The organism is Massilia orientalis (assembly GCF_030411975.2).
GTDB classification, from domain to species: domain Bacteria; phylum Pseudomonadota; class Gammaproteobacteria; order Burkholderiales; family Burkholderiaceae_D; genus Telluria; species Telluria orientalis.
Map to the genome: position 1 here is coordinate 279744 of NZ_JASNRB020000003.1, position 24459 is coordinate 304202.

Sequence of the window (24459 nt, forward strand, 5' to 3'; positions counted from 1 at the left end):
TTGGCAACGATCCGCACATGCTACTCCATCGTCGACTCTTCCGGCGTCTGTCTTAATGCAAGTACAATGGCGGCCTGATGAAAGCCCGCCACTACCTGATCCTCATGGCCGTCGCCATCCTTGTGCCGGTCACCGTCATCGCCGGCGCGGGCCTGTCCATGCTCCTCGACTGGGAACGCGAGTCGCGGATCCACAGCGTCGAGTCCAATGCGCGCGCCACCGCGCTGCTCGTCGACCGCGAGGTCGCAGCCGCCCAGGCGGCGCTGCGCGCGCTCGGCAACTCCGACGCCATGCGCCGCGGCGATTTCGCCGAAGTCCACCGCGAGGCGGCCGCGATGAACGCATCCACGCCGTGGACGTGGACCCTGTTGATCGACTACGACGGCAGCCCGCTGATGAATACCCTCGTCCCGTACGGCACCCGCCTGCCGGGCCATGCGGGCCCCTGGGTCGCGCAGGCGTGGGACAGCCAGCGGCCGCACGTGTCCGGCTACTTCGTCGGCGCCCTGTCGCGCAAGCCGACCGTCTCCGTCGACGTGCCGGTGCCGCGCACCGCCGGCGGGCGCTGGGTGCTGAGCCAGATCTTCGACGCCGGCCATTTCGCCACCGTGTTCGCGGACAAGGGCATCGGGCCGGACTGGGTCGTCGGGATCATCGACCGCGACGGCGTCTCGATCGCGCGCAACGTCAACGACACGCTCGTCGGCACCAAGGCGCGGCCCGAATTGATCGCGGCGGCCCGCGCCGCGAACAGCGGCATGGTGCGCCACCAGACGCGCGACGGGGTCGAGGTCTACGACATCTTCACGCACAGCGACGCCACCGGCTGGACCATCGCGATCGGCGTTCCCGTCGCCGAGATCGAGAAGGCGGCGCGGGCCGCCGCGCTGTACGCGGGGCTCGCGCTGCTCGCGCTGATGGGGCTCGCGTTCGGCATCGCGTCGTTCCTCGCCCAGCGCCTGACCGTGGCGCTCGACCGCGCGCGCCGCACCGCCGAGGCCTTGCCGCTGGGCGCGCCCGCCCGGCCCGCGCCGACCCGGGTGCACGAGGTCGACGTGCTGCAGGACGCGCTGTACCACACGAGCGAAAACCTGGCTCGCGAGCGCGCCGCGCGCACGGCGCTCGAATCGGAACGCGAAGCGCTGCTCCAGGGCGAACGCGACGCGCGCCGCCTGGCCGAAGCGCAGAGCGCCGCCAAGGACAACTTCCTCGCCATGCTGGGTCACGAACTGCGCAATCCGCTCGCCGCCATCGCGGGCGCGCTGCGGGTGCTCGACATGCCCGCCGCGAACGCGCAGATGACGGCCCATGCGCGCGCGATCGGCCTGCGCCAGACGCGCCACCTGACCCGCATCGTCGACGACCTGCTCGACGTGCGCCGCATCCGGTCCGGCAAGGTGGAACTCAAGACAACCCCGCTCGACGCCGGCGCGCTGCTGCTGCACTGCTGCGCGACGCGCCAGGTCGTGGACGCGTGCATGCACGCGTGGACCGTGTCCGTGCCGGCGCTGTGGGTCGACGGCGATGCCACGCGGCTCGAACAGGTGTTCGACAACCTGCTCCACAACGCCATCAAGTACACGCCGGCCGGCGGCGCGATCGCCGTGCGCGGCCGCGCCGAAGACGGCGCCGCGGTGTTCGAGGTGAGCGACACCGGCATCGGCATCGAACCGGCCACGTTGCCCCTGATCTTCGAGGCGCTCGTGCAGGGGCCCGTCAGCATCGACCGCGCGCAGGGCGGCCTCGGTCTCGGCCTCGCCCTCGTGCGCGAACTCGCGGCGCTGCACGGCGGCAGCGTGACGGCCGCGAGCAGCGGCGACGGCCAGGGCAGCACGTTCACCCTGCGCCTGCCGCTGGTGGCCGCGCCGGCGCGCGCGGCGGATCCGGAACCGGACGCCGCGGCCAGCGCCGCGTGAACGACGCCTAAGCGCACACGGGTTCGTCCTGCAGGCGGTACGGCGACGCGCGGGCCCAGTCCAGCAGCAGCGCGGCCGGCATCGGCGCGGCGACGAAATAGCCCTGGGCCTCGTCGCAGCCGAGCGCCTGCAGCGCGTCCCAGATACGCGCATTGCTGACGCCTTCCGCGACGACGCTCATGCCGAGATCGTGCGCCAGGTGCACGGTGGATTTAACGATCGACGCGGCGCGCCGGTCCTCGATCATCTGCATCGTGAATCCGTGGTCGATCTTGATGACGTCCACGGGCAGGCGGCTCAAATAACTCAGCGACGAATAGCCCGTGCCGAAATCGTCGATGTACAGCCGGAACCCCATCGCGGACAGGCGTTCCAGCTCGGCGATGCTCTCCGCCGGGTTCTGCATCAGGCTGCTCTCCGTCATCTCCAGGCCGATCAGGCCCGCGCACGAGCCATGCCGTTCCAGCAGCTCGCGCAGGTGTTCGGACAGCGACAGCGCGGCGATGTCGCGCGCCGACAGGTTCACGGCGATGGGCAGCCGCACGCCCTGCGCGCGCCAGGCCTCGCTCTGGGCGACGGCGCTTGCCAGCATGTGCTGCGTGAGCACGTGGATCAGGTCCGTGGATTCGATCAGCGGCATGAACGTCTCCGGACCGATGCAGCCCTTCTCCGGGTGGACCCAGCGCACGAGGGCTTCCGCGCCGACGATCTCGCGGCCGACCATCGTCACCTTCGGCTGGCAGAACAGCTGGATCTGGCCCGCCTCGATGGCCGCGCGGAAGTCGCCGATCAGCGACAGGCGGTCGGGCGTGTGCGGGTCGTCCTCGGCCGCGTAGACGGCGACGTTGCGCCCAAGGTGCGCGGCCTGGTACAGCGCGATGTCGGCCTTTCTCAGCAGCGTGTGGAAGTCGAGGCCTTGCAGCGGCGCGAGCGCGATGCCGACGCGCGCGCCGATCTCGTATGAGATGCCGGCGACCGCGAACGGCGCCTCCAGCGCGCGGTGGATGTGCTGGGCCCAGCGCCGCGCCTCGTCCTCGTCGGCGCCGTCCAGCACGATCGGAAAGCGCGCATCGCAGCGCGCCACGACGCCGGCCTGGCCGACGACGGCCGCGAGGCGGTCGGCCACGAGCGCGAGCAGCACGTCGCCGTACAGGTGCGTGAGCGCGTAATTCACGTCGCGGAAGCGCACGAGGTCGACGATCAGGCAGGCCAGCCGCGCCGGACCGCGTCCCCGGCCCGCGCCGCGGCGCAGCGGGACCAGCCGGTCGTCGACCTCGTTCTCGAAGCGGTTCATGTTCGGCAGGCCCGTCACCGTGTCGTAGTACGCGAGGCGCCGCACGTTTTCCTCGGCGCGGCGGCGCTCCGTGACGTCCTGCACGAGGCCCAGCATCTTGACCACGCGGCCCGTCGCGTCGCGCCTGACCTCGGCCACGGAATGCAGCCAGCGGACCTCGCCGTCCGGCCGGATCAGGCGGAACTCGATGTCGTACTTGTAATCGGGGTCAAGCAACGCCCGTTCGCGCGCGCGCTCCGCCATGGGCCGGTCGTCCGGGTGGATGCGGGCGTAGATCTCCGCCGTCGTGACGGGCGTCTCGTCCGGGCGGAAGCCCATGATCCGGTAACCTTCCGGCGACGACGTCACGTGCGAATCGCTGGCCGCGTCCCAGATCCAGTTGCCGATCAGGGCCAGCGCCTGCGCGCGCAGCAACTCGTTCTGCGTGTCGCGCAGCTGGACTTCGGCCTCGACGTGGCGCGTCACGTCCTGCAGGACGACGAGCACGGCGTCGCGGCCGCCGTATTCGATGGCGCAGCGCTGCAGGATGGCGTGGTGGATCTCGCCGCGCGCCCCCGCGATGTGGCGCACGTGGGAATGCAGGCGGCAGGTCTCCGGACGCAGCGCATCGGCGTCGTCCGCATCGCGCGCATACAGCTCGGGCAAATGCATGCCCAGCAACCTGTCGCGGGTAAAGCCGAGCAGCGCCAGCGTCGCGTCGTTGGCATCGAGGATTTCCCGCGACACGGGGTCGCAGACCAGCATGGACAGCTGCGTCCCTTCGAGCAGGGGCCGGCACCATGCGCTCGCATCCGCGCGCGGGGACTGTGCAGCCATGGCTTTCCTTTCCAGTCGATGAGGGACCACAATACAGTATAACGCAATCATCGATAACAAAATTTCATCAAAGACCTGTCAAGATAGACAGGTAGCCCGCTTTTCGGCCATCCTCCAGAATGGCCCGCCCCGCTTTTTCCACCCCTCTCAGATGGAGCACACATGACGAACAACGTACGCTGGGGGATCCTCGGCACCGGCCGGATCGCCCGCGATTTCGCCACGGCCCTGCGCGACACGCCGGGCGCCACGCTCGCCGCCGTCGCCTCGCGCGATCCCGCGACGGCCGCCGGATTCGCCGACGAATTCGATATTCCCCTGCGCCTGGAAGGCTACGACAGCCTCGCCGCCTGCGCCGACGTGGACCTCGTCTACATCGGCACGCCGCACGCCATGCATGCCGAGAACGCGCTGTCGATGCTCGCCGGCGGCAAAGGCGTGCTGTGCGAAAAGCCGTTCGCGCTGAACCGCGGCCAGGCCCAGCATGTCGTCGCCCTCGCGCGCAGCCGCAAGGTATTCCTGATGGAAGCCATGTGGACGCGCTTCATGCCCGCGCTGGACGAAGTCAAACGCATCCTCGCCTCCGGCGTGCTGGGCGAGGTGTCGCAGGCCAGCGCCGATTTCGGCTTCGTCGCGTCGGGCGGTCCGGAAGCGCGTCTGTTCAACCCGGCCCTCGGCGGCGGCGCGCTGCTCGACGTCGGCATCTATCCGCTGTCGATCACGGCCTACCTGCTGGGCGCCGTGGAATCCGTGCGCGCCCAGGCGGAACTGGGGCCGACGGGCGTCGACCTGCAGACCGTGTTCACCCTGCGCCACGCGGGCGGCGCGCTGTCCACGTGCGCCTGCTCGCTGAAGGCGCGCACGCCGGGTCTCCTCACCTTGTCCGGCCGCCACGGCCAGCTGCGCCTGGACGCGCCGTTCCACCGTCCGCCCACCCTCACCCTGATGCTGGCCGACGCGCCGGCCCGCGTCATCCCGACGCCGTATCTCGGCAACGGCTACGTGCACGAGGCGATCGAGGCGCAGCGCTGCTGGAACGAAGGCCTGATCGAAAGCCCGGCCATGACGCACGAGCAGACCCTGCACCTGATGGGCGTGCTGGACGAGATCCGCGCCCAGACCGGCGTGAAGTATCCGGGCGATTGACATGACTCCCGGCGCGCGGCATACTCGCCGGTGTTAGCGCTATCAATACAACGACCGGAGACACAGATGGCCGCATTCCCTCATCCCGCCGGAGCAGTCCGATGACGGCCGCCCTGCCCCAGGCCGCCGCGGCAGCCACACCCGCGGCGGCGCCGCTGCCCTGGCGCGAAAAGCTGGCCTACGGCGTGGCCGACATGGGTTTCAATTTTTACTGGACCAACGTCGCCACGTTCCTGCTGATCTTTTATACGGACACGTTCGGGATCTCGGCCGCCGCGGCCGCGACGATGATGTCGACGATTAAGATCATCAACGCGTTCACCGACCCGATGATCGGCGCCGCCGCCGACCGCACGGACAGCCGCTTCGGCAAGTTCCGTCCGTGGCTCGTGTGGATGTGCGTCCCGCTGGCCGGCGCCGCCGTCCTCACCTACACGACGCCCGGCCTGGAAGGCGACGCGAAACTCGCCTGGGCCTACGGGACGTATTTGCTGATGATGGTGTGCTACACGTGCGTGAACATCCCGTACAACGCGCTGTCCGGCGTGATGTCGGCCGATCCGCAACAGCGCTCGACCATCAACGGCCTGCGTTTCATCTTCGCGTTCGCGGGCAGCACGCTCGTGACGGCCGCGACGCCCGATCTCGTGCGCTGGCTCGGCGCCGGCAACGACCAGCGCGGGTGGCAGCTGACGATGCTGCTGTGGGGCGTCGCCGCGTCGCTGCTGTTCGTGCTCACCTTCTTCAATACACGCGAGCGCATCGCCCCGCCGCCGGGGCAAAGGAACGCCGTGTGGCGCGACGTGCGCGACCTCGCGGGCAACCGGCCGTGGGTGGTGCTGTTCTTCCTCGCCCTGATCATCATGGTGACGATCACCCTGCGCACCGCCAGCGCCGCCTATTACTTCAAATACGTCGTCGAGCGGCCGGAGCTGATGCGCTCGTTCGTGCCGACCTACATGGTGACGGCCGCCATCGGCGCAGCCCTCACGCCCCTGCTGACCCGCTTCATCGACAAGAAGACGCTGATGATCGTGCTGATGAGCACCACCGCCGTACTGTCCGCCGCGTTCTACCTCGTGCCGCCGGACCAGGTGTGGCTGATGTTCGTGCTGCAGGGCGGGATGGGCCTCGTGCTGGGGCCGAAGTCGCCGCTGGCGTTCTCGATGTATGCCGACACGGCCGACTACAACGAGTGGCGCACGGGCCGGCGCGCCACCGCCATGACGTTCGCCGCCGCCACGTTCTCGCAAAAGCTGGGCACCGCGGTCGCCGTCGCCGTGATCGGGTCCGTGTTCACGGCGCTCGGCTACGTCCCCAACGCCGTGCAGGCCACCGGGTCGCGCGAAGGGATCGTATGGCTCATGTCCTTCATCCCGGCGGCGTTCGCCGTCGCCGCCGTCGCCGTGATGTGCTTCTATAACCTGAATGCCAGTCAGCTGGCGCGCATCCAGACCGAGCTGGCCGCGCGCAAGCCCCTCATCGAATAAACAACGCGAATAACAACGACAAGGAAAGACCATGCTGCAACCGACCGAGAACGGCGCACGCTACGACCTCGCGAGCCCGACCGCCATGCCGAACGCCGGCGGCTTCCTGTGGAACCGCCGGATGATGATCCAGGTGACGTGCCGCGGCTACGCCACCGCCCAGTTCATGCAGCCGGAACCGGCCAAGTATTCGCACGCGCCGAACCTCGAGGCGAAAACCTTCATGCAGCCGGAGCAGGCCTATTACGCGCATCATCCGGGCCGCTTCTTCTACGTGAAGGACGAAGAGACGGGCGAGATTTTCTCGGCGCCGCACGAACCCGTGCGCGCGGCGCCCGACCGTTTCAGCTTTTCCGTCGGCCGCGACGACCTCGCGTGGACCGTCGAAAAGCTGGGCATCCGCATCGGGCTGCGCCTGGGCGTCCCGGTCGACGACGTGGCCGAGCTGTGGACTCTCACCGTGACGAACGTCAGCGGCCGGCCGCGCAAGGTCAGCGTCTATCCCTACTTCACGATCGGCTACATGTCGTGGATGAACCAGGCGGCCGAATACCGCGCGGACCTCGGCGGCATCGTCGCGTCCAGCGTGACGCCCTACCAGAAGCTGCAGGACTATTTCAAGAACAAGGATTTCAAGGACAGGACGTACTTCCTGTGCGAGACGGCGCCGGATGCGTGGGAAGCGAACCAGGGCCAGTTCGAAGGCGAAGGCGGCCTGCATGCGCCGGATGCGCTGCGCAACGAGCGCCTGGCCGGGGGCGACGCCCGCTACGAAACGCCCGCCGCGGTCGTGCAATATCGCCTCGCCCTGGATGCCGGGGCCACCGTGACGCGCCGCTTCCTGTTCGGCCCCGCGCGCGACGACGCCGAGATCGCGTCCATGCGGCGGCGCTACCTCGGCGCGGAGCAGTTCGCCGCCGCGGCCCGCGATTACGCGGCGTATGCCGACCAGGGCGCCGGCTGCGTCGAGGTCGAGACGCCGGATGCGGAGTTCGACAACTTCGTCAACCACTGGCTCGCGCGCCAGGTGTTCTATCACGGCGACGTCAACCGCCTCAGCACGGACCCGCAGACCCGCAACTACCTGCAGGACAACATGGGGATGGCGTTCATCAAGCCCGCCGTCGCGCGCGCCGCGTTCCTGCACGCGCTGTCGCAGCAGGGTACGAACGGGGCTATGCCGGACGGGATCCTGCTGTTCGAAGGCGCGGAGCTCAAGTACATCAACCAGGTGCCGCACACGGACCACTGCGTATGGCTGCCCGTGTGCCTGCAGGCCTATCTCGACGAGACGGGCGACTATGCGATCCTGGACGAACCGGTCACGGGCCACGACGGCATGGCGCTCACGGCGTATGAACGGATCTCGATGGCGATGGACTGGCTGTTGCACAAGCGCGACCACCGCGGCCTCTCCTACATCGAACAGGGCGACTGGTGCGACCCGATGAACATGGTCGGGTACAAGGGCCGCGGCGTGTCCGGCTGGCTGACCGTGGCGGCCGCGTACGCGCTGAACCTGTGGGCCGATGTGTGCGCGGCGCGCGGCGACGACTGGCGCACGGAGCACTTCCGCGCCGGCGCGCTCGACATGAACACGGCCGCGAACCTGCACCTGTGGGACGGCGCGTGGTACGCCCGCGGCATCACGGACGACGACGTGATCTTCGGCGTGAGCGACGACAAGGAGGGCCGCATCTACCTGAACCCGCAGAGCTGGGCGTTCCTCAGCGGCGCGCCGGACGAGAAGCAGCGCGCGACGATGCTGGCGGAGATCGACGGCCAGCTCGACACCCCGTACGGCGTGCAGATGTTCGCCCCGCCCTATTCCGCGATGCGCGAGGATGTGGGCCGCGTGACGCAGAAGCACCCGGGATCGGCGGAGAATGGCGCCGTGTACAACCACGCGTCCGTGTTCTACATCTACAGCCTGTACACGATCGCGCAGCCGGACCGCGCGTGGGACGCGCTGCGCAAGATGATTCCGGGACCGGGCGCGGACGACTACCTGCGGCGCGGGCAGCTTCCCGTGTTCATTCCGAATTACTACCGCGGCGCGTGGAAGGAATACCCGCGCACGGCCGGCCGTTCGAGCCAGCTGTTCAACACGGGCACCGTGTCGTGGGTCTATCGTTCGATCGTCGAAGGCCTGTGCGGCCTGAAGGGCGATGCGGCGGGCCTCGTCGTGAACCCGCAGCTGCCGTCGCACTGGCCGTCCATGCGCGTGCGCCGCGTGTTCCGCGGGGCCACGTTCGACGTCAGCGTGACGCGCGGCGCGGTCGAGCGGACGACGGTCGTGTGCGACGGGCAGACGCTGCCGGAAGCGCGCATCGGCGGCATCGAAGCGGGCCGCACGTATCGGGTCGAGGTGACGGTGCCCTGAGAGCCGGCGTCAGCCGGCACGGACCGGGCATGCGCCTGTCCGTGCAACGATTTGCGTCGCGCGTGATCGAAAGCGTATCCGTCCCGGCCGGGACGCGATCCGTTTTATGGAGCAGGTCGCCATGCGCATCCGAATCTGCCTCGTCGTTCCGTGCTTCGCCGCGCTGACGGCAGGCGCCGAACCGCTGTACACGCTGACCATCCTGCCCGAGTGGCTGCAGGCCAGCGCCATCAACAATGCCGGACAGATGACCGGCGTGATGCCGGTTCCCGGCGGCTCTCACGCGTTTTTCTTCACGAACGGCGACGTGCGCGACCTTGGCGCGCTGGGCGGCGCGCGCAGTTTTGGCTACGGCCTCAGCGACAACGGCATGGTCACAGGCGACGTCGCGCCGGCCAACCGTCCCGGTCACGCCTTCCTCTACGCCGGCGGTACGATGAGCGACCTGGGCACGCTGCCCGGCGGAAGCTCCAGCATCGGCCTCGGCGTGAACGACACCGGGCAGATCACCGGCTCGGCGACCACCGCCGCGGAGCGGACGCATGCCATGCTCGCCGGCTTTGGCGGCATGCGGGATCTCGGCACCCTCGGCGGCGATTTTTCATACGGTATCGGCATCAACGACGCCGGCCACGTGGTCGGCGCCTCGACCTTCGGTGGCGATGCATCGCGGTACCATGCGTTTTTCTATCGCGATGGGGTGATGACGGACCTCGGCGATTTCGGCGGCGTCGGAAGCTTTGCGCAAGGCATCAATGACCGCGACCAGGTCATCGGCGCCGTCGTGGACACCGCCCAGGTCGCCCGCTCCTTTCTCTACACGGACGGCACGGTGACGATGCTCGGCGACTTCGGCGGCCGCTACACGGGCACGTGGGACATCAACAACCTCGGGCAGGTGGTCGGCTACTCGACGTTCAATGATGACATCAATTCCCGGCACGGCTTTTTGTACACGGATGGCAAGCTGCTGGACCTCAATGGGTTGATCGATCCGGCACTCGGCTGGACTGTGGCGACGGCCCTCGGCATCAACGATGCCCAGCAAATTCTCGGTTACGCCTGTCGCACGAGCGACGTATGTCGGCCGGTGCGGCTGGATCCGATCACGCCGCCCGCCGTCCCGGAGCCAGGCGCACTGGCGATGTTGCTGGCAGGGGTGATCACATGCGTTGGCGCGAACACAGCCAAAAAAACAGGACCGGAAGCGCTAAGCGACCAGTCCCTAAGAGGAGATATTTGAAGAGTGCGCAGCCCCCCGCGCACCCGCACCGCCTGCCGGCGTCACCGGCTGGTAGCGCTAACAAGCAATGCTGACAGTGTAACGTTTCCACGGAAAATGTAAAGCTCAACCGGGTGATTTTTTTTCGCGGCCGTTGGCCGGATCAGGTGCTTTCCCGCTCGCGCAACGTGAAGCCGAGGTCGATCCGCCGCTCGCGCGGCTCCTTCCCGCCGATCACGTCGAGCAGCAGCGACGCCGCCTCGTACCCGATGCGGTAACGCGGCGTGTCGATGGTCGTCAAGGACGGCACCATCCATGCGGACGCCGGCAGGTCGTTGAAACCGGCGATGGCGACGTCCTGCGGCACGCGGATGTCGTGGCGCTGGCAATAATAGATGGCGCCGTGCGCAAGGTCGTCGTTGCAGAAGAACACGGCATCGCAATCCGGGAGCGTGTCCAGTGCGTGGCGCATCAGCTCGGCGCCGAGCGCGATGGTGGACGGGTCCGGCACCATGATCTCCAGCTTCGGATCGGCCAGGCCGGCCGCCTGCATCGCCTGCCGGTAACCGTCCGCGCGGCGCAGCGTGCGCTCGTCGAGCTGCGCGCCGACGAACGCGATGCGCTTGTAGCCGCGCCCGATCAGGTGGCGCGTGATGGCGTTGCCGGCGTCGTGCTGCGAAAAGCCCACCGACAGGTCGCCCGGTTCGTCGGCCAGGTCCATCATCGACACGACCGGCATGCGCGACGCGGCCAGCATGCGCTCGACCTGCGGGCTGTGCGTGAGGCCGGAGAGCAGGATGCCGTCCGGATTCGACTGCAGATACGTGAGCAGCAGCTTTTCTTCCTCGGCATCCGAATAGCGCGTATTGCCGATCAGGAGCTGGTACTGCCCATGTTCGATGGCGTCATGGATACCGTCGAGCACGGCCGTGAACACGACGTTCGACAGCGACGGCACGAGCGCCACGATCACGCGCGACTGCGCCGACGCGAGGGCCCGCGCGGCGCGGTTGGGCACGTAGCCCAGTTCCACCACCGCCTGCTCCACCTTGGTTCGAGTCGCCTCGGACACCAGTTGCGGCTGGCTGAGGGCGCGCGATGCCGTCATCGTCGATACGCCCGCGTGCGCCGCCACCTCTTCCAGTGTAGTCCGCCCCGTTCCCCTTACCTTACCTGTACTGCTTCTGCTCATTGTCATTTTTTTCGTAAATGCTGACCACACTGCGGGCCGACCATGGATTGCGCCACGGATTGAATATTTTGTCAATGTTTGACATGCAATCGTTCCCAATCCGCGCCGCGTCGAATCACTGTCGAGTCCCGTCCGACTGCTCCTACAATCGCCTGACGCCTGCGCCGATTGTCGGCCCCGGCAGACGGCCTACCATGGCATGTCACGTACCGTTCAAGGAGACGATTATGCCGAGCGAACAGGACCACAAAGGCAAGGGCAAGCAAGGCCGGAACTATGATGAGCTGAACAGTGCCGGCAACCAGCAGAATTCCGACCTGGCCAGCGGCCCGGGCGACAACGCGCAGCGCGGCGACCAGGGCAACCTCCAGAGCGGCAACCTCGACCAGGGCAACCAGTCGCAGTCCGACCTCGGCAGCGGGCCCGGCGACAATTCGCAACGGGGCAGCCGTGGCGGCGGCAACATGCAGAGCGGCGGCCAGGGGAGCCGGTCGGGCCGGAACCGGTTGACGCCGGACGATCTCGATACGGACGAGTCCCTGTAACACCACCACGGGCCCGTCCACTGGGCGGGCCTGTCCCATTGCATGATGTTGTGTTTACGCGTCACTCGGGGGAAGAGTTGCCGCGCGGAATGATACAATCTTCCGTCCGTGCGCCTGCGCCGGCTCCTTCCGCATCATCCCCGGTCTGACTGGAAGCACATCATGAACGCGCCGGCCCTGCCCGCCTCCGCCGCCGACTACATCGCGCATATCGATCTTGCCTTCGAACTGATGGTCGTGCTGGACGCGTCCGGCCGCATCGTGCGCGCCAACGCGGCGGCCGGGGACATCCTCGGCTACAGCCCGGTCGAGCTGGCGGGACGTCCCGTGCGCGAGCTGCTGCATCCGGACGAGCGGGCGGCCCTGGACACGCTCACGGCCGACCTGCTGGGCGGCCGGCCGTGCCACGAGCGCGAACTGCGCTGGCGTCGCAAGGACGGCGCGACGATCTATCTGTCGCTGTCCGCGCGCTGGTCCGCGCGCGCCAGGCTCGTGTACGCGAGCGCGCGCGACGTCACCGCGCACCGCGCGGCGCGCGACGAACTGAGACGCTCGCGCGAGCGCATGAACGACATGCTGGAGAGTATCGGCGACGCGTTCTTCGCCATCGACCGCGACTGGCGCATCACGTACGCCAACCGCAAGGCCGGCGCCTTCATCGGCGTGGACGTGGCGCCGAATGTCGGGCGCCACCTGCTCGAGGTCGCGCCCGCGCTCGAGGGCACGGCCATCGTCGAGCACTACCGCCGCGCGCTCGCCAGCGGCGAATCCGGCTTCTTCGAAGCGTACTGGCAGCCGTCGGCGACGTGGGTCGAGGTACGCTGCTACCCGACGCCCGACGGGCTCTCCGTCTACTTCCATGACGTCACCGCCAAGCGCGTCGCGCTGGACGCCGTCCGCAAGAGCGAGCAGCGCTTCCGCAACCTGTTCCAGGAAGCCGGCGACAGCATCGTGATCGCCGACGCCGACCTGCGCATCATCGCCGCCAACGGCCGCGCGTGCGCCCGCTTCGGCTACACGGAAGACGAATTCATCGGCATGTCCGTGAGCGACATCGACGGCCACCACGCCTACACGTCCGGCATGCTCGACAGCCTGCGCGCCGGCCAGACGCACCTGCTGCGCATGGCCAAGCGGAGAAAGGACGGCACCAGCTTCCCGGCCGAGGTGCACATCTCGCGCTTCGAGGACGGCGGCCAGGAATACTTCCAGGCCATCATCCGCGACCTGACGGAGCGCGAGGAAGCGGAGCGCCAGCTGCGCGCCAGCGAACGGCGCTTCCGCGAAGTCATCGAGATGACGCCGGCCGGCTATGTGCTGGCCAGCGCGGACGGCCGCGTCCTCGACGTCAACCCGGCGCTGTGCGCACTCTCGGGCCACACGCGCACCGCGCTGCTCGGGCGCACGCTCGACGAGCTGTTCGTCGCCTTCCCCTGGCACGGCCTCGCGGCGCACGACGCCGACGCCCCCGTGCAGGGCGTGGAGGCGGTGCTGCGCCACGCCCAAGGCGGCGCCGTGCACGTGCTGTTCAACGGGAGCGTGCGGCGCGACCCGTGCGGCAACGTGGAATCCGTGACCGGCCTGATGAGCGACATCACGGACCGCAAGCAGGCCGAACGCCGCCTGCAGCAACTGGCCACGCACGACACGTTGACGGGCCTGCCCAACCGCGCGCTGCTGCAGGAACGCGTCCAGCGCATGCTCGACGAGTGCCCGCACGGCCGCGCCGTCGCCGTCATGTTCCTCGATCTCGACCGCTTCAAGGAAGTCAACGATTCGTTCGGCCACGAGCTGGGCGACGCGCTGCTGTGCGAAGTCGCGGCGCGGCTGCGCAAGGTGATGCGGCCGGGCGACGTGATCGCCCGCCTCGGCGGCGACGAATTCGTCGTGGCGGCCGAGTGCGCGGGCGCGCAGGATGCCGAAGTGATCGCGGCCAAGCTGCTCGACGCGCTGGCGCTGCCGGTGCGCGTGGGCGGCCAGGAAGTGACGGCCGGCGGGTCGATCGGCATCAGCATGTTCCCGCACGACGCCGGCACCCGCGAGCTGCTGTTCCAGACGGCCGACACGGCGATGTACGGCGCCAAGCGGGCGGGCCGCAACCGCTACCGCTTCTTCGAGCCGGCGATGACGCTCGCGGCCCAGGCGCGCATGGCGCTCGAGATGGCGCTGCGGCCCGCCCTCGCACGCGCCGAGTTCGAGCTGCACTACCAGCCGCGCATCGACCTGCGCACGATGAACGTCGTCGGCATCGAGGCGCTGATCCGCTGGAACAGCGCGGACTTGGGACGCGTCTCGCCGGGCGAACTCATCGCGATCGCCGAGGAGACGGGCCTGATCCTGCCGATCGGCCGCTGGGTGCTGAACGAAGCGTGCCGCCAGACGCGCGGCCTGATCGACCGCCACGGTCGCACCATCCGCGTGTCCGTGAACGTGTCCGCGCGCCAGCTCGCGCAGCCGGGGTTCGTCGACGAAGTCCGCGCCGCGCTGGCGGACACCGGCCTCCCCGCCGACTGCCTCGAAGTGGAACTGACGGAAAGCGCCCTGATCGAAGACATCCCCCGCACGGCCGCCATGCTCGACGAGCTGCGCGCGCTGGGCGTCAAGCTGGCCGTCGACGACTTCGGCACCGGCTATTCCGGCCTTGCGTACCTGCGCCGCTTCCACATCGACGTGCTCAAGCTGGACCGCTCGTTCGTGCTGCAGGCCGACGGCCGCATCAGCGCCTTCGACTTCATCAAGGCGTTCGTCGACATGGCCCATGCGCTGAAATTGTCCGTCGTGGCGGAAGGCGTGGAAACGGCCGAGGTGCTCGACTTCCTGCGCGCGGCCGATTGCGACGAGGTGCAGGGTTACCTGATGGCCCGGCCGATGCCGCTGTTGGCGCTCGAGGCCTGGCTGGTCGCGGCGACCGAGGGTTAGCGCGCGGCGACGGCGGCGCCTGCCGCCGTCTCCTCCTCCGCCTCTTCGGGCGGCACGAGCAGCAGGAGCCGCCCCTCCAGCGCTTCGAAGCGCAGCGGCAACCGCATCCGGCACACTTCCCCATCCGTCGCCGTCTTGAGCTTGCGCCGCGCCGACAGCAGCGGCGCGCGCACCGTCATGCTCCGGAACGCGAACGCCTGGACATCCTCCGCCGCGCCCAGCCGCCCGAGCGCCCCGCGCACGAGCAAACCCAGCATCCGCAAGCGCCCGACGGGCCGCGGCGCGATCGCCACCAGCCGTCCTTCCTCCAGCGCATGGTCGAGCGCGTGCATGCCCACCTGTTCCATCTGCAGGCGGTTGTTGCCGACGAAGACCGTGGGCGTGCGCAGGCGGCGCGTCTGGCCGTCCAGTTCGAGGGTGATGCGCAGGCTGCGGTAGCCCCGCAGCGCCGTCTTGATGGCCGACACCAGGGCGACGACGCGCGAACGGCCGTACTGGCGCTTGTCGTGCTCGCGCTCTTCCAGCAGGTGCGGATACATGCCGACGCTCGCGTTCACGAGGAAGATGCGCTCGTTGAGCAGGCCGATCTGCACGGGCCGCACGCGTGCTTGCAGCAGCGCGCGCACGGCCTCGGCCAGGTCTTCCGGGATGCCATGCGTGCGGCCGAAATAATTGAAGGTTCCCTGCGGCAGCACGCCGAACACGCAGCCGTGCGCGACGGCCGCATGCGCGACCGTGTTGAGCGTGCCGTCGCCGCCCGCCGCGACGAGGATGGCGCCGTCGCGCGCCGCCCGCCCGGCCATGACGCGCGCGGCGTCCTCCAGCTTCGCCGCGTCGTGCACGACCTCGAGTTCGCACGACCGTCCCGCCGCACCCAGCACGTCGCGGATCGTCGTGCAACGCAGGTCGGTCTCGGTCCGGCCGGAGCCGGCATTCAGGACAACGTAGAACGGGGCATCGGGGCGCACAGGTTCGGGACGTGATGCGGCGAGCATCGCCGTCGATCTCCATGGTCGGTGGTTGAACGGGCAAGCGCAGGATAGCAGCATTCGCGCGACCGGCTCGCCCGGCTGAACGTGGCGAACGAAATGTAACTTCAGCCCCCATTCACCAGGATGGCGCATTCCCCGTCGCCCGTGCCAATGTCAACAATTTCGCTACGCGCAGCACTACCCGCGAAGCGATATACTCGCAAGCACAATCATAATTTCATCCTATCGAATCGCGCCGCCCAGCCAACGCGGCGCGCTTCCTGCACCACACGCACAGCATGAGAATCAGCAAAGAGAAGGCCGCAGACAACCGCGCCGCATTGATCCGCGCCGCGAGCAAACTGTTCCGCGAACGCGGCATCGACGGCGTCGGGGTCGCCGAGATCAGCAAGGAGGCGGGTCTCACCCACGGGGCGCTGTATGCCCATTTCCGGTCGAAGGACGAGCTGGCGCTGGAAGCCCTGTCGTATGGCCTCGACCAGGCCAATTCGCGCATGTATTCGGGCACGGTGGACGGCATGCCCGACCTCGCGCGTTTCCTCGACCGCTACCTGTCGCTGGAGTCGCGCGACGACTTCGGCAACCGCTGCGCGATGGCGGCGTCGGCCAGCGAGATCGGGCGCCAGGACAACGCGCTCAGCGCCCGCTTCGCCGAGGGCTATATGGTGATGGTGCGCGCGTTCGAGCGCCAGATCGCGCAGAACGAACCGGGCAGCGACGCCCTCGCCCGCGCGATGGTCGTCGTGTCCACGATGATCGGCAGTCTCGCGGTGGCGCGCGGCGCCGCCAAGGGCAACCCGGCCGTGTCCGAGCAGGTGCTGCAGGCCACCCGCAGGCTGGTGGACGAGTTGATGCGCGCACCCGCGCGGACTAGCGTTACTTCGTGACGCCGATCGGGGTGCGGTGGCCGCCCTTGAACGTGTACAGGGTCAGCACGCCGTCGCGGATGTCGCCGTGGGCGTCGAACGCGATGGTGCCGGTGACGCCCGGATAGCGGACCTTCGCCAGCTCCGGCAGGTATCTCGCCGGCGCACTCGATCCCGCCTTGTCCATCGCCGCTGCGATCGCCAGCACGGCGTCGTACGAATACGGCGCGATGATCTGCACGTCGATGCCGAAGCGCTTTTTATAGTCGGCGCGGAACTTGTCCATGCCGGCCTTGCCCTTCTCTTCCACGCCGCCCGCTTCCGCGCACACGACCTGGCCATCCGTCATCGTATTGCCCGACAGCGGCTGCATGGCGTCCGAGCAGATGCCGTCGCCGCCCATCATCTTCGCGTTGATGCCCAGCTGTTTCATCTGGCGCAGCATCGGGCCCGCGACGGCGTTCATGCCGCCGAAGAACACGAGGTCCGGGTTGCCGGCGCGGATGCGCGTCAGGATGGCGGCGAAGTCCGTCGCCTTGTCGTTCGTGAATTCACGCGCGACCGGCTTCACGCCCTGCTGGCGCAGGCTGTTCGTGAATTCCGTGACGAGGCCCTGGCCGTAGGCGGTACGGTCGTCGATGACGGCGATGCGCTTCGCGCCCATCGTCGTGACGGCGTAGCGGCCCAGCGCGCGGCCCAGCTGGATGTCGTTCGCGACGACACGGAACGCCGTGTTGTAGCCCAGCTGCGTGTACTTCGGATTCGTGGCCGACGGCGAGATCTGCGGGATGCCCGCGTCGTTGTAGATCTTCGCGGCCGGGATCGTCGTGCCGGACGTCTCGTGGCCGATCACGGCGTTCACTTTCGCATCCGCCAGCTTCTGTGCCGCGGTGGTCGCCGCCTTCGGGTCGCCCGCATCGTCCTCCGGCACGAGCACCCATTTCACCTTCTTGCCGCCGATCGTGGCGCCGCGCGCGTTCAGCGCGTCGATCGCCATGCGCACGCCGTTTTCGCTGTCCTTGCCGAAATGGGCCACCGGTCCCGTCATCGACGCCACATGGCCGATCTTCACGGTCTCCTGGGCCGTGGCGACACCCGCCGCGGACAGTGCCAACACCAACAACGCTTGCTTCTTCATTCCATCCTCATCTAAAACTGCGATTCTTTATACCAATACGCTAGGGTAGCGCGGATGAGCCGATTTCACAAGTCTTGCAAGGGAACCCAGAATTTCAGGCACAATGGGATTTTGGTTTTCCGAAGTCCACGATGACAGCCGACTCTCCGTCACCGCTTCCCTCACTGGGCGCCGCCACCCTGCTGCGCGCCCTGTTCAAACGCCCGCGCCGCCTGAACGGCGTGCGCACCCCGCGCACCGCATACGTGCTCGACAGCATCGATTCGAACCAGCTGCGGCGCTACCGCCAGGCCCTCGGCTTCCGCGACGACGGCATCCCCGTCACCTATTACTACCTGCTGGCCCAGCGCGCCCACGTGGCGACGATGCTGGACGACGCGTTCCCGTTCCGCCTGCCCGGCACCGTGCACACGGAAAACGCCCTCCGGGCGCTGTCCGAGCCACTACGCGACATGCCGCTCGTGCTGTCGACGACCGTCAACATCCGGCCGCCGGCCGAGAACGGCGCCGTGTATGCAGAGCTGGACACCGTCGCGCGCCAGCAGGGCACCGACATTTTTACGTGCCGCAGCACCTACCTCGTCGTGCGCGGCCAGGCCGGCCGGAAACGCCGCCAGGAAGCGCGCGACCTGCCCGTGCTGACGGGATGGCGCCTGCCCCGCAATACCGGCCGCGCCTACGCCCGCATCTCGGGCGACTGGAACCCGATCCACCTGTGGACGTGGAGCGCGCGCCTGATGGGCATGAAGCGCCCGATCGTCCATGGCATGCACACGCTGGCGCGCGCGTGCGCCGAGCTGGAACAGGCGTGCGGCCGGCGCATCCTCGCGCTGGAAGGCCGCTTCCGGGCGCCGGCCGCGCTCGGCAGCGAACTGGTGCTCGGCGCCGACCTCGCGGCCGGCAGCTTCGCCGTCGGGGGCGGCGGGCGCATCGTGGCGGAAGGAAGTTTCCGGACCATTTGATATAGATCAAAGAAACTGCTTGATAGATTCGCCATCCTGAGATCGTCCCCACCGGACTCTCAGGAGGCAATCATGTATGACCGTATCCTCGTCCCCACGGACGGTTCCGACGTCTCCGCCGCCGCCGAGCAGGCCGCCATCGCCTTCGCGCGCGCCCATGGCAGCGAAGTCGTCGTGCTCGCCGTCGGCCAGCCGCAACCGCCCCTCGCGTCGGCGGAAGCCGCGATGGCCATCGACCCCGGCCTCGACGACGCCGTCCTGCTGGCCGCCGCCAGGGAACACGCGCGCAAGGTCGCCAATGCCGCCGAGGCGGCCGGCGTAAAATGCACCTCGCTGGCCGTGCTCGACTACTCGCCGGCCGACGCCATCCTTGCGACGGCCGACAGCCACGCCTGCGACCTGATCTTCATGGGCTCGCACGGCCGGCGCGGGCTGTCGCGGCTGCTGGCCGGCAGCGTGACGCAGAAAGTGCTGGCCGACGCCCACGTGCCCGTGATGGTCATGCGGCCCCGCGCTTCCGGGAGGAAGTAACCGTGTACAAGCGCATCCTCGTCCCCGTCGACGGCACCGAACGGGGCGCCGCCGCCCTCGGGTCCGCGCTGGGACTGGCTAAACTGGGCGGCGGCACGATCGTCGGCGTGCACGTGGCGGGCGAGCCGCCGCTGCTCGCGACGGGCGACATCGGCGGCCCGTTCTACGACGCCTGGCGCGCCGAGGCCGACCGCCAGGGCCGCGACGCGCTCGACTATGTCGTGCGGCGCGCCACCGAGGCCGGCGTGCCGTGCGAGACGGTGCTGGCGCCGCCCGGCCCGCCGTGGGAAGGCATCATCGCGACGGCGCGCGCACGCGGCTGCGACGTGATCGTGATGGCCTCGCACGGCCGCCACGGCATGGCCGCGCGGCTGCTGGGCAGCGAGACGCAGCGGGTGCTGATCCACTGCGATATCCCGGTACTGGTGGTGCGCTAGTCGATCCCGAGCCAGCGCCGGTACGCGCCGTAATGGTGGATCGCGAAGCCGCCGAAGGACGGCGCGGCGCCCACGGCGCGCGCCGTTTCCGCCAATTCGCGCTCCATGTCCCCTTCCCGCAGGTGGTGGAACGACACCTTGCGGATGGCGTTCGGCATCGTCTCCACGCCGATGACGACGGGCTTGCCGGTCTTCGCGCCGTAATCGAGTTCGTCGCGCGCATGGCTGACGATGCCGTCGGCGCCCGCCGCATGGTCGCGGTAATCCATCAGCGCGACGGTGTCGTACAGGTCCTGAACGTGCTCGTTCATCGGCTTGCGCTTGCCCTTCCACTCGATCGACATGCCGTCGTACCAGAACGGGATCGCGGGGCCCATCGGCAGGTTCGGCGCCACCGCATTCTTCTGGCGCATCAGCGCGTCCGACATGTCGAGGAAATCGCCCAGCAATTCCATCTTGCGGGTGCTCCACGCATCGAGGATGTGCGGCTCGATGTCGAGGCTGATGCCGTCGAAACGCTCGTCGGGCGCGGCGGCCGCGTTGTAGTCCAGTACCCGCTGCAGCATCGCCTGCGCGGCCCGGCGGTGCCCGGGCAGCAGGTAGCGTTCCGTGTGCAGATAGCCTGACCCCAGCAGCGCCCGCACCTTCAGCCCGGCCGCGTGCATGCGCCGGATGAGCGTCCGGTAGCGCGCGGGCTGCGCGGCGATCAGGTTGCGCCCTTCGTACGCGTCGGCGTACACGTAAGCCGTGGCGATCGCCTTATCCTTCAGGAACGCGATGGCGGTGCGCGCGGCCGCGTCGTCTTCCAGCATGGCGTACGACTCGCCTTCCCAGATCCAGATCGCGCGCGGACCGAGCCCCGTATCGCCCGCCTGCGCGAGCGGCAGCGTCGATAGCGCCAGCAGCAGCGCGGCGGCCCACCGGCGCGCCGTCACAGCGGCATCTCCACGTGGTACTGCCCGATCCCGATCGAGCGCCCCGTTTCCGGATGCGACGGGATCATCGAGACAAAATACCTGCCGTGCGGGAGACGGCCCAGCTTCGCCCTCAGCGCGACCTTCACGGACGCGCCGGGTGCCAGGGTCTGGATCTCGCCGGCCGTCTCGCCCAGTTCCAGGCCGCCCGCGTCGCTGATGACGAGCAGCGGCACGAACGCGCCCGACGTCGTCGTGCCCTGGTTGACGATGGTCGCCTCGACGCTGCCGTCCGCGCCGCGGCGCAGGTCGTTCACGGCGACCTGGTCCGCTTCCGCCGCGAGGTCCACGCTGCGCAGCTTGCGGCCATCCTCGTGCCAGGGCGCCAGCGCGGCCGGCGCGGGTTCGAGCGCGGCCGCGCTGCCGGCCTGACGGTTCGCGACGAGGAAGGCGTCGAACTGGGCCCGGGCCCGCGCGAGCGCCTCTTCGTCGGCCGCGCGGTCCAGGCGCATGCCGTCGGCCAGCGCGAACAGCCGCCCTTGCGCCAGGTACACGGCACCGGACACGAAGTCGGACAGCTCCGTCTTCGTCTGCTTCAGCGGGATCACGTGCAGGTTGCGGAACGCCGGTTCGGTATCGAGACCGGTACCCAGCCACGTCACCTGCGCCGGCGTGCGCAGGCCGTAGCCGTGGCCGAGGAAGGCGAGCAGCGACGGCGCGATGTCGAATTGCGACGACACGGCCTTGATGGCGCGCGGCGCCTTCAGCAGCGGCGAGAACACGATCAGCGGCACGTGGTAGCGCTCGATGCGCGTGTCCATCGGCAGCTCGGGCAGCCGGTGGTCGCCCGTCACGATAAAGATCGTGTTGTCGTAGCCGGGCAGCTGCGCCGCCTGCTCGAAGTACAGGCGCAGCGCGTCGTCCGCGAACAGGATGCTGGCGAAGACCTCGCGCTGGCCCGTGTACGCGGGGTTCGCCCCTTCCGCGATGCCGAGCGCGGCCAGGCGCTCGCCCACCTTCTGCAGATACTTCGGCTTGTCCGGGAACGTGAACGGATCGTGCGTGCTCGTCGTCTGGATGATGCGCACGGAAGGTTGCCGCGCGTCGTCGCGCTGGCGCGCGATGGCCGTCTCCATCAGCGCGCGGTCGTCGTAGCCCCAGTAGTTGCTGCGCTGGTAAGGCGGCTTGTAGTCGGTCTCGCTGATGAAGTCGGACACGCCTTCGCGGCGCAGGAACAGGCCCTGGTTGTCGAACTCGAGGTTCGACCCGCTCGCGTACTCCAGGTGGTAGCCCTGGTCTTTCAGGATCGACAGGAGCGAGGCGTGGCGCGGCATCCGCTCGCCCAGCGCGGCCATGCCGTTGGCGCCGAACGGCAGCGAACCGAACACGGTCGGCAGCACCCCGAACGTGCGGCCCTGGCCCGCCAGGAAGTTTTCGAAATACAGGCTACGGCCGGCCAGCTCGTCGAGGAACGGCGTGAAGCTGCCGAAGCGGGCGCCGGGTCCGGAAAAGCTGCGGCCGAGGCCTTCGACGATGATGAACACGATGTTCGGCGGCGCGCCCGGCTTCGTGTCGATCAGCGGCCCGAGCGTGTCCGGCGTGCGCTCCGCGTGGGCGAACGGATAGCGCGGATCCTTGCCGGTCCACGGAAGGCCCTTCGCCTGCGTGTGCGTGCCGGTGCCCTGCTCGCCGGCCACGTGGGCCACGCTGCGGTCGGTGAAATACGCCATCTTGTTGCGCAGGTAGTCGACGCCCGCCTCCGTGTCGGCGGCGGCCGGCGCGAAGTGGTCGGGCAGCAGGTTGTACGCGCCGATGCTCAGCAGCGCCGCAACAAGCGCCGCACGCGCACGCGCGCGCGGCCACCACGGCCGGAAGCTCGCGACGAGGACGCCGACCAATGCGGCCAGCGCAAGTACGTACGCGACCAGCAGGCCGATGCCGGGCTGCGCGCGGCCCCCGACCGTCGTCGCGATCTCCGCGCGCGAATAGCCGAACAGGTCGGCGCCGAGCGGCACGCCGGCCGTCCAGTGGTATTGCAGCAAGCCCACCTGCGCCGCCAGCAGCGCGCTCCACAGCACGCCGAGCGCCATCACGCGCCAGCGCCGGCGCGGCAGCAATGCCAGCGGCACGGCGCCCAGCAGGAAGACGAAGGCATAACGGGCCAGCGCCAACAGGTCATTTGCCAGCGCGGGCCCGAACAGCACGGACACCTCGATGCCGCCGGCGCCCGCGTGGATCGTCTCCGCAATACGCAGCACAAGCCAGCCGGCCAGCAGGGCCGGCAGGGTTTCCAGTCCCGTCGCCAGCGCGCCCTTCACGCGGGCGAGCAGCTTGCCGGCGAAGCGCGGCGGCGGATCGTCGTGGCGGCGGGCGGGTGGCGTCGCGCTTACCATCGGCGATACAGGGAGAACGTGACGCCGCGCTGGTTGTCGGCGCCGCGCGCGCGCGAGAAGGAAGCGCCCACGCGCGTGCCCCACTGCGGCGTCCAGTAGCGCACCCAGGTCGCGCTGCCGCCGCCGGAGCGGCTCTGGCCACCCACGAGGCTCAGCGGGTCGTCGCTGCGGCCGCTGTTGACGGTCGCCTCGGCATATGTGTCGGCATCGCCCGCGTAATACCAGCGCGCCAGCAGGCGTTCGCCGGTACCGTGCGAGCCCGCCGACACGATGTTCTGGTGGCGCAGCTGGACGTACCAGTCGCCCGTGTATTTGGCGATGCTGACGCCGTAGATGTTCACGCGCGCCGCGAAACCGAGCACGTCGTCGCTGACCGATGCCTCCCAGCCTTTGCCGAGCGACTGATACAGCTCCGCGCGTCCCGAGTTCGCGGGGAACAGGCGCGCCGCGGCGCCGCGCTGGTAGCGCAGGTTGGCATACGCGCCGGACCACAGGTTCGCATAGCCGTCCAGCGCCCACGCGTAGTCGTGCAGGCCGAAGCGGTGCGCGCGCAGCGTCTCGACACCGAGCGAGCCGGCTTTCGTGTAATGGCGGATGCCGGCCACCTGGTCGTTCCAGCGCGGGCCCGTGCCGACGTCGGTCCAGCTCGACGACAGGCTCGCCGCCCACGTATAGCCGGCCGCGATCGTGGCGTCGGGATTGCCGGCGCGCGGCTGCAGCGCGGCCGCCAGCGCGTCGAACACAGCGCCGCCGCCCAGCGCTTTGGCCTTGTCGAGGTCCATGCGGGCCTCGGCATTGCGACCCAGCGCGCGCAGGACGCGGCCGCGCGCGACGTACGCGGCCGCATCCCGCGGCTGCAATGCGATCAGGCGGGTGTACGCATCGACCGCCTGCTCTGGCTGGTCGCTCCAGGCATAGGTGTTGCCGAGCGCGGACCAAACGTCCGCATACGTCGGCGACGCCGTGGCGGCGGCGCGCAGGTCGCGCTCGGCCTCCTGCCACCGTCCGAGGCGGGCATACACGATGCCGCGGCCGAGCAGCACGTCGACGTTGCCCGGCGAGCGCGCGAGCAGCGCGTCGTAGGCGGCCAGCGCCAGCTCGGGCTGGCCATCGTTGGCGAGGGCGCGCGCCCGGGCGTATGCGTCATCGAAGGTGGGGGTCGCGGCCGGCCGGGCGGGGGCGGAAACGGATGAAGGCGATGGAAGCGATGGAGGCAGCTGGGAGGCGACGGGCATCTGGGCAAGAAAAAGTGGCAAAAGTGAGCAGCAATGTTAAATGCTGCCGTGCTACAACTTTGCCGTCT

Annotated in this window: 18 protein-coding genes; 11 read left to right on the forward strand and 7 right to left on the reverse strand. The window is 69.0% G+C overall.

What is annotated here, in order from left to right; all coding sequences use genetic code 11:
* The first annotated feature begins 77 nt into the window (after positions 1-77).
* A complete protein-coding gene (locus tag QPK29_RS05545; RefSeq protein ID WP_371770264.1) occupies positions 78-1916 on the forward strand; it encodes an ATP-binding protein in 1839 nt (612 codons plus the stop codon).
* A gap of 7 nt (positions 1917-1923) precedes the next feature.
* On the opposite strand, the gene QPK29_RS05550 is transcribed toward QPK29_RS05545, so the two are convergent.
* Positions 1924-4026 (reverse strand): putative bifunctional diguanylate cyclase/phosphodiesterase, encoded by a 2103-nt coding sequence (locus QPK29_RS05550; RefSeq protein ID WP_371770263.1) that lies wholly within the window; start codon positions 4024-4026, stop codon positions 1924-1926.
* Positions 4027-4188: 162 nt separating this feature from the next.
* Here QPK29_RS05550 and QPK29_RS05555 point away from each other — a divergent pair, with 162 nt between their 5' ends.
* From QPK29_RS05555 to QPK29_RS05570, 4 genes are all read left to right on the forward strand, one after another.
* Positions 4189-5172: a Gfo/Idh/MocA family protein gene (locus tag QPK29_RS05555; RefSeq protein WP_371770262.1), complete on the forward strand. Its 984-nt coding sequence runs from the start codon at positions 4189-4191 to the stop codon at positions 5170-5172.
* A 101-nt stretch (positions 5173-5273) separates the two neighbouring features.
* The gene (locus QPK29_RS05560; RefSeq protein ID WP_160410436.1) at positions 5274-6662 is read left to right on the forward strand and encodes an MFS transporter; all 1389 of its coding nucleotides are present in this window, start codon (positions 5274-5276) and stop codon (positions 6660-6662) included.
* Between the two features lie 31 nt (positions 6663-6693).
* Complete coding sequence (locus QPK29_RS05565; RefSeq protein WP_371770261.1) at positions 6694-9045, forward strand: GH36-type glycosyl hydrolase domain-containing protein; 2352 nt, start codon at positions 6694-6696, stop codon at positions 9043-9045.
* A gap of 121 nt (positions 9046-9166) precedes the next feature.
* Positions 9167-10288, forward strand: a complete 1122-nt coding sequence (locus QPK29_RS05570) for a hypothetical protein (RefSeq protein ID WP_371770260.1) — start codon at positions 9167-9169, stop codon at positions 10286-10288.
* Between the two features lie 142 nt (positions 10289-10430).
* On the opposite strand, the gene QPK29_RS05575 is transcribed toward QPK29_RS05570, so the two are convergent.
* Positions 10431-11459 (reverse strand): HTH-type transcriptional regulator GntR, encoded by a 1029-nt coding sequence (locus tag QPK29_RS05575; RefSeq protein ID WP_371770259.1) that lies wholly within the window; start codon positions 11457-11459, stop codon positions 10431-10433.
* Between the two features lie 227 nt (positions 11460-11686).
* Here QPK29_RS05575 and QPK29_RS05580 point away from each other — a divergent pair, with 227 nt between their 5' ends.
* Positions 11687-12004 (forward strand): hypothetical protein, encoded by a 318-nt coding sequence (locus QPK29_RS05580; protein ID WP_371770258.1) that lies wholly within the window; start codon positions 11687-11689, stop codon positions 12002-12004.
* Between the two features lie 162 nt (positions 12005-12166).
* Positions 12167-14923 (forward strand): bifunctional diguanylate cyclase/phosphodiesterase, encoded by a 2757-nt coding sequence (locus QPK29_RS05585; RefSeq protein ID WP_371770257.1) that lies wholly within the window; start codon positions 12167-12169, stop codon positions 14921-14923.
* On the opposite strand, the gene QPK29_RS05590 is transcribed toward QPK29_RS05585, so the two are convergent.
* Positions 14920-15918 (reverse strand): diacylglycerol/lipid kinase family protein, encoded by a 999-nt coding sequence (locus QPK29_RS05590; protein WP_371770256.1) that lies wholly within the window; start codon positions 15916-15918, stop codon positions 14920-14922. The genes QPK29_RS05585 and QPK29_RS05590 overlap by 4 nt on opposite strands.
* A 275-nt stretch (positions 15919-16193) precedes the next feature.
* On the opposite strand from QPK29_RS05590, the gene QPK29_RS05595 reads away from it, so the two are divergent.
* Positions 16194-16802, forward strand: coding sequence for a TetR/AcrR family transcriptional regulator (locus QPK29_RS05595; protein ID WP_056133157.1), 609 nt, complete (start codon positions 16194-16196; stop codon positions 16800-16802).
* Here QPK29_RS05595 and QPK29_RS05600 read toward each other — a convergent pair.
* The gene (locus QPK29_RS05600) at positions 16792-17919 is read right to left on the reverse strand and encodes a branched-chain amino acid ABC transporter substrate-binding protein (protein WP_056133160.1); all 1128 of its coding nucleotides are present in this window, start codon (positions 17917-17919) and stop codon (positions 16792-16794) included. The two genes, QPK29_RS05595 and QPK29_RS05600, sit on opposite strands and share 11 nt — an antisense overlap.
* 131 nt (positions 17920-18050) lie before the next feature.
* Here QPK29_RS05600 and QPK29_RS05605 point away from each other — a divergent pair, with 131 nt between their 5' ends.
* The 3 genes from QPK29_RS05605 to QPK29_RS05615 all read left to right on the forward strand — a co-directional run bounded on the left by QPK29_RS05605 (position 18051) and on the right by QPK29_RS05615 (position 19849).
* Positions 18051-18881 carry a MaoC family dehydratase gene (locus tag QPK29_RS05605; protein WP_056133163.1) on the forward strand — a complete coding sequence of 277 codons (831 nt, stop codon included), beginning with the start codon at positions 18051-18053 and terminating at the stop codon, positions 18879-18881.
* A gap of 72 nt (positions 18882-18953) precedes the next feature.
* On the forward strand, positions 18954-19412 hold the full coding sequence (locus QPK29_RS05610; protein ID WP_371770255.1) for a universal stress protein: 459 nt from the start codon (positions 18954-18956) through the stop codon (positions 19410-19412).
* A 2-nt stretch (positions 19413-19414) separates the two neighbouring features.
* On the forward strand, positions 19415-19849 hold the full coding sequence (locus tag QPK29_RS05615) for a universal stress protein (RefSeq protein ID WP_371770254.1): 435 nt from the start codon (positions 19415-19417) through the stop codon (positions 19847-19849).
* Here QPK29_RS05615 and QPK29_RS05620 read toward each other — a convergent pair.
* Genes QPK29_RS05620 through QPK29_RS05630 form a run of 3 tightly spaced genes read right to left on the reverse strand, consistent with a single transcriptional unit; the run spans position 19846 to position 24391 of the window.
* Entirely contained in the window at positions 19846-20784 is a 939-nt protein-coding gene (locus tag QPK29_RS05620) for a hypothetical protein (RefSeq protein WP_371770253.1), read from the reverse strand. The two genes, QPK29_RS05615 and QPK29_RS05620, sit on opposite strands and share 4 nt — an antisense overlap.
* Positions 20781-23156, reverse strand: a complete 2376-nt coding sequence (locus tag QPK29_RS05625; protein WP_371770252.1) for an LTA synthase family protein — start codon at positions 23154-23156, stop codon at positions 20781-20783. Before QPK29_RS05625 ends, QPK29_RS05620 begins: the two co-directional genes overlap by 4 nt.
* Positions 23150-24391 (reverse strand): YaiO family outer membrane beta-barrel protein, encoded by a 1242-nt coding sequence (locus tag QPK29_RS05630; protein WP_371770251.1) that lies wholly within the window; start codon positions 24389-24391, stop codon positions 23150-23152. Before QPK29_RS05630 ends, QPK29_RS05625 begins: the two co-directional genes overlap by 7 nt.
* Positions 24392-24459: the final 68 nt, after the last annotated feature.

What these genes read in the sequence shown, in the direction of transcription:
- QPK29_RS05545 (WP_371770264.1), top strand. Translation starts at nt 78, where the DNA reads ATGAAAGCCCGCCACTACCTGATCCTCATGGCCGTCGCCATCCTTGTG.
- QPK29_RS05550 (WP_371770263.1), bottom strand. Translation starts at nt 4,026, where the DNA reads ATGGCTGCACAGTCCCCGCGCGCGGATGCGAGCGCATGGTGCCGGCCC.
- QPK29_RS05555 (WP_371770262.1), top strand. Translation starts at nt 4,189, where the DNA reads ATGACGAACAACGTACGCTGGGGGATCCTCGGCACCGGCCGGATCGCC.
- QPK29_RS05560 (WP_160410436.1), top strand. Translation starts at nt 5,274, where the DNA reads ATGACGGCCGCCCTGCCCCAGGCCGCCGCGGCAGCCACACCCGCGGCG.
- QPK29_RS05565 (WP_371770261.1), top strand. Translation starts at nt 6,694, where the DNA reads ATGCTGCAACCGACCGAGAACGGCGCACGCTACGACCTCGCGAGCCCG.
- QPK29_RS05570 (WP_371770260.1), top strand. Translation starts at nt 9,167, where the DNA reads ATGCGCATCCGAATCTGCCTCGTCGTTCCGTGCTTCGCCGCGCTGACG.
- QPK29_RS05575 (WP_371770259.1), bottom strand. Translation starts at nt 11,459, where the DNA reads ATGAGCAGAAGCAGTACAGGTAAGGTAAGGGGAACGGGGCGGACTACA.
- QPK29_RS05580 (WP_371770258.1), top strand. Translation starts at nt 11,687, where the DNA reads ATGCCGAGCGAACAGGACCACAAAGGCAAGGGCAAGCAAGGCCGGAAC.
- QPK29_RS05585 (WP_371770257.1), top strand. Translation starts at nt 12,167, where the DNA reads ATGAACGCGCCGGCCCTGCCCGCCTCCGCCGCCGACTACATCGCGCAT.
- QPK29_RS05590 (WP_371770256.1), bottom strand. Translation starts at nt 15,918, where the DNA reads ATGCTCGCCGCATCACGTCCCGAACCTGTGCGCCCCGATGCCCCGTTC.
- QPK29_RS05595 (WP_056133157.1), top strand. Translation starts at nt 16,194, where the DNA reads ATGAGAATCAGCAAAGAGAAGGCCGCAGACAACCGCGCCGCATTGATC.
- QPK29_RS05600 (WP_056133160.1), bottom strand. Translation starts at nt 17,919, where the DNA reads ATGAAGAAGCAAGCGTTGTTGGTGTTGGCACTGTCCGCGGCGGGTGTC.
- QPK29_RS05605 (WP_056133163.1), top strand. Translation starts at nt 18,051, where the DNA reads ATGACAGCCGACTCTCCGTCACCGCTTCCCTCACTGGGCGCCGCCACC.
- QPK29_RS05610 (WP_371770255.1), top strand. Translation starts at nt 18,954, where the DNA reads ATGTATGACCGTATCCTCGTCCCCACGGACGGTTCCGACGTCTCCGCC.
- QPK29_RS05625 (WP_371770252.1), bottom strand. Translation starts at nt 23,156, where the DNA reads ATGGTAAGCGCGACGCCACCCGCCCGCCGCCACGACGATCCGCCGCCG.
- QPK29_RS05630 (WP_371770251.1), bottom strand. Translation starts at nt 24,391, where the DNA reads ATGCCCGTCGCCTCCCAGCTGCCTCCATCGCTTCCATCGCCTTCATCC.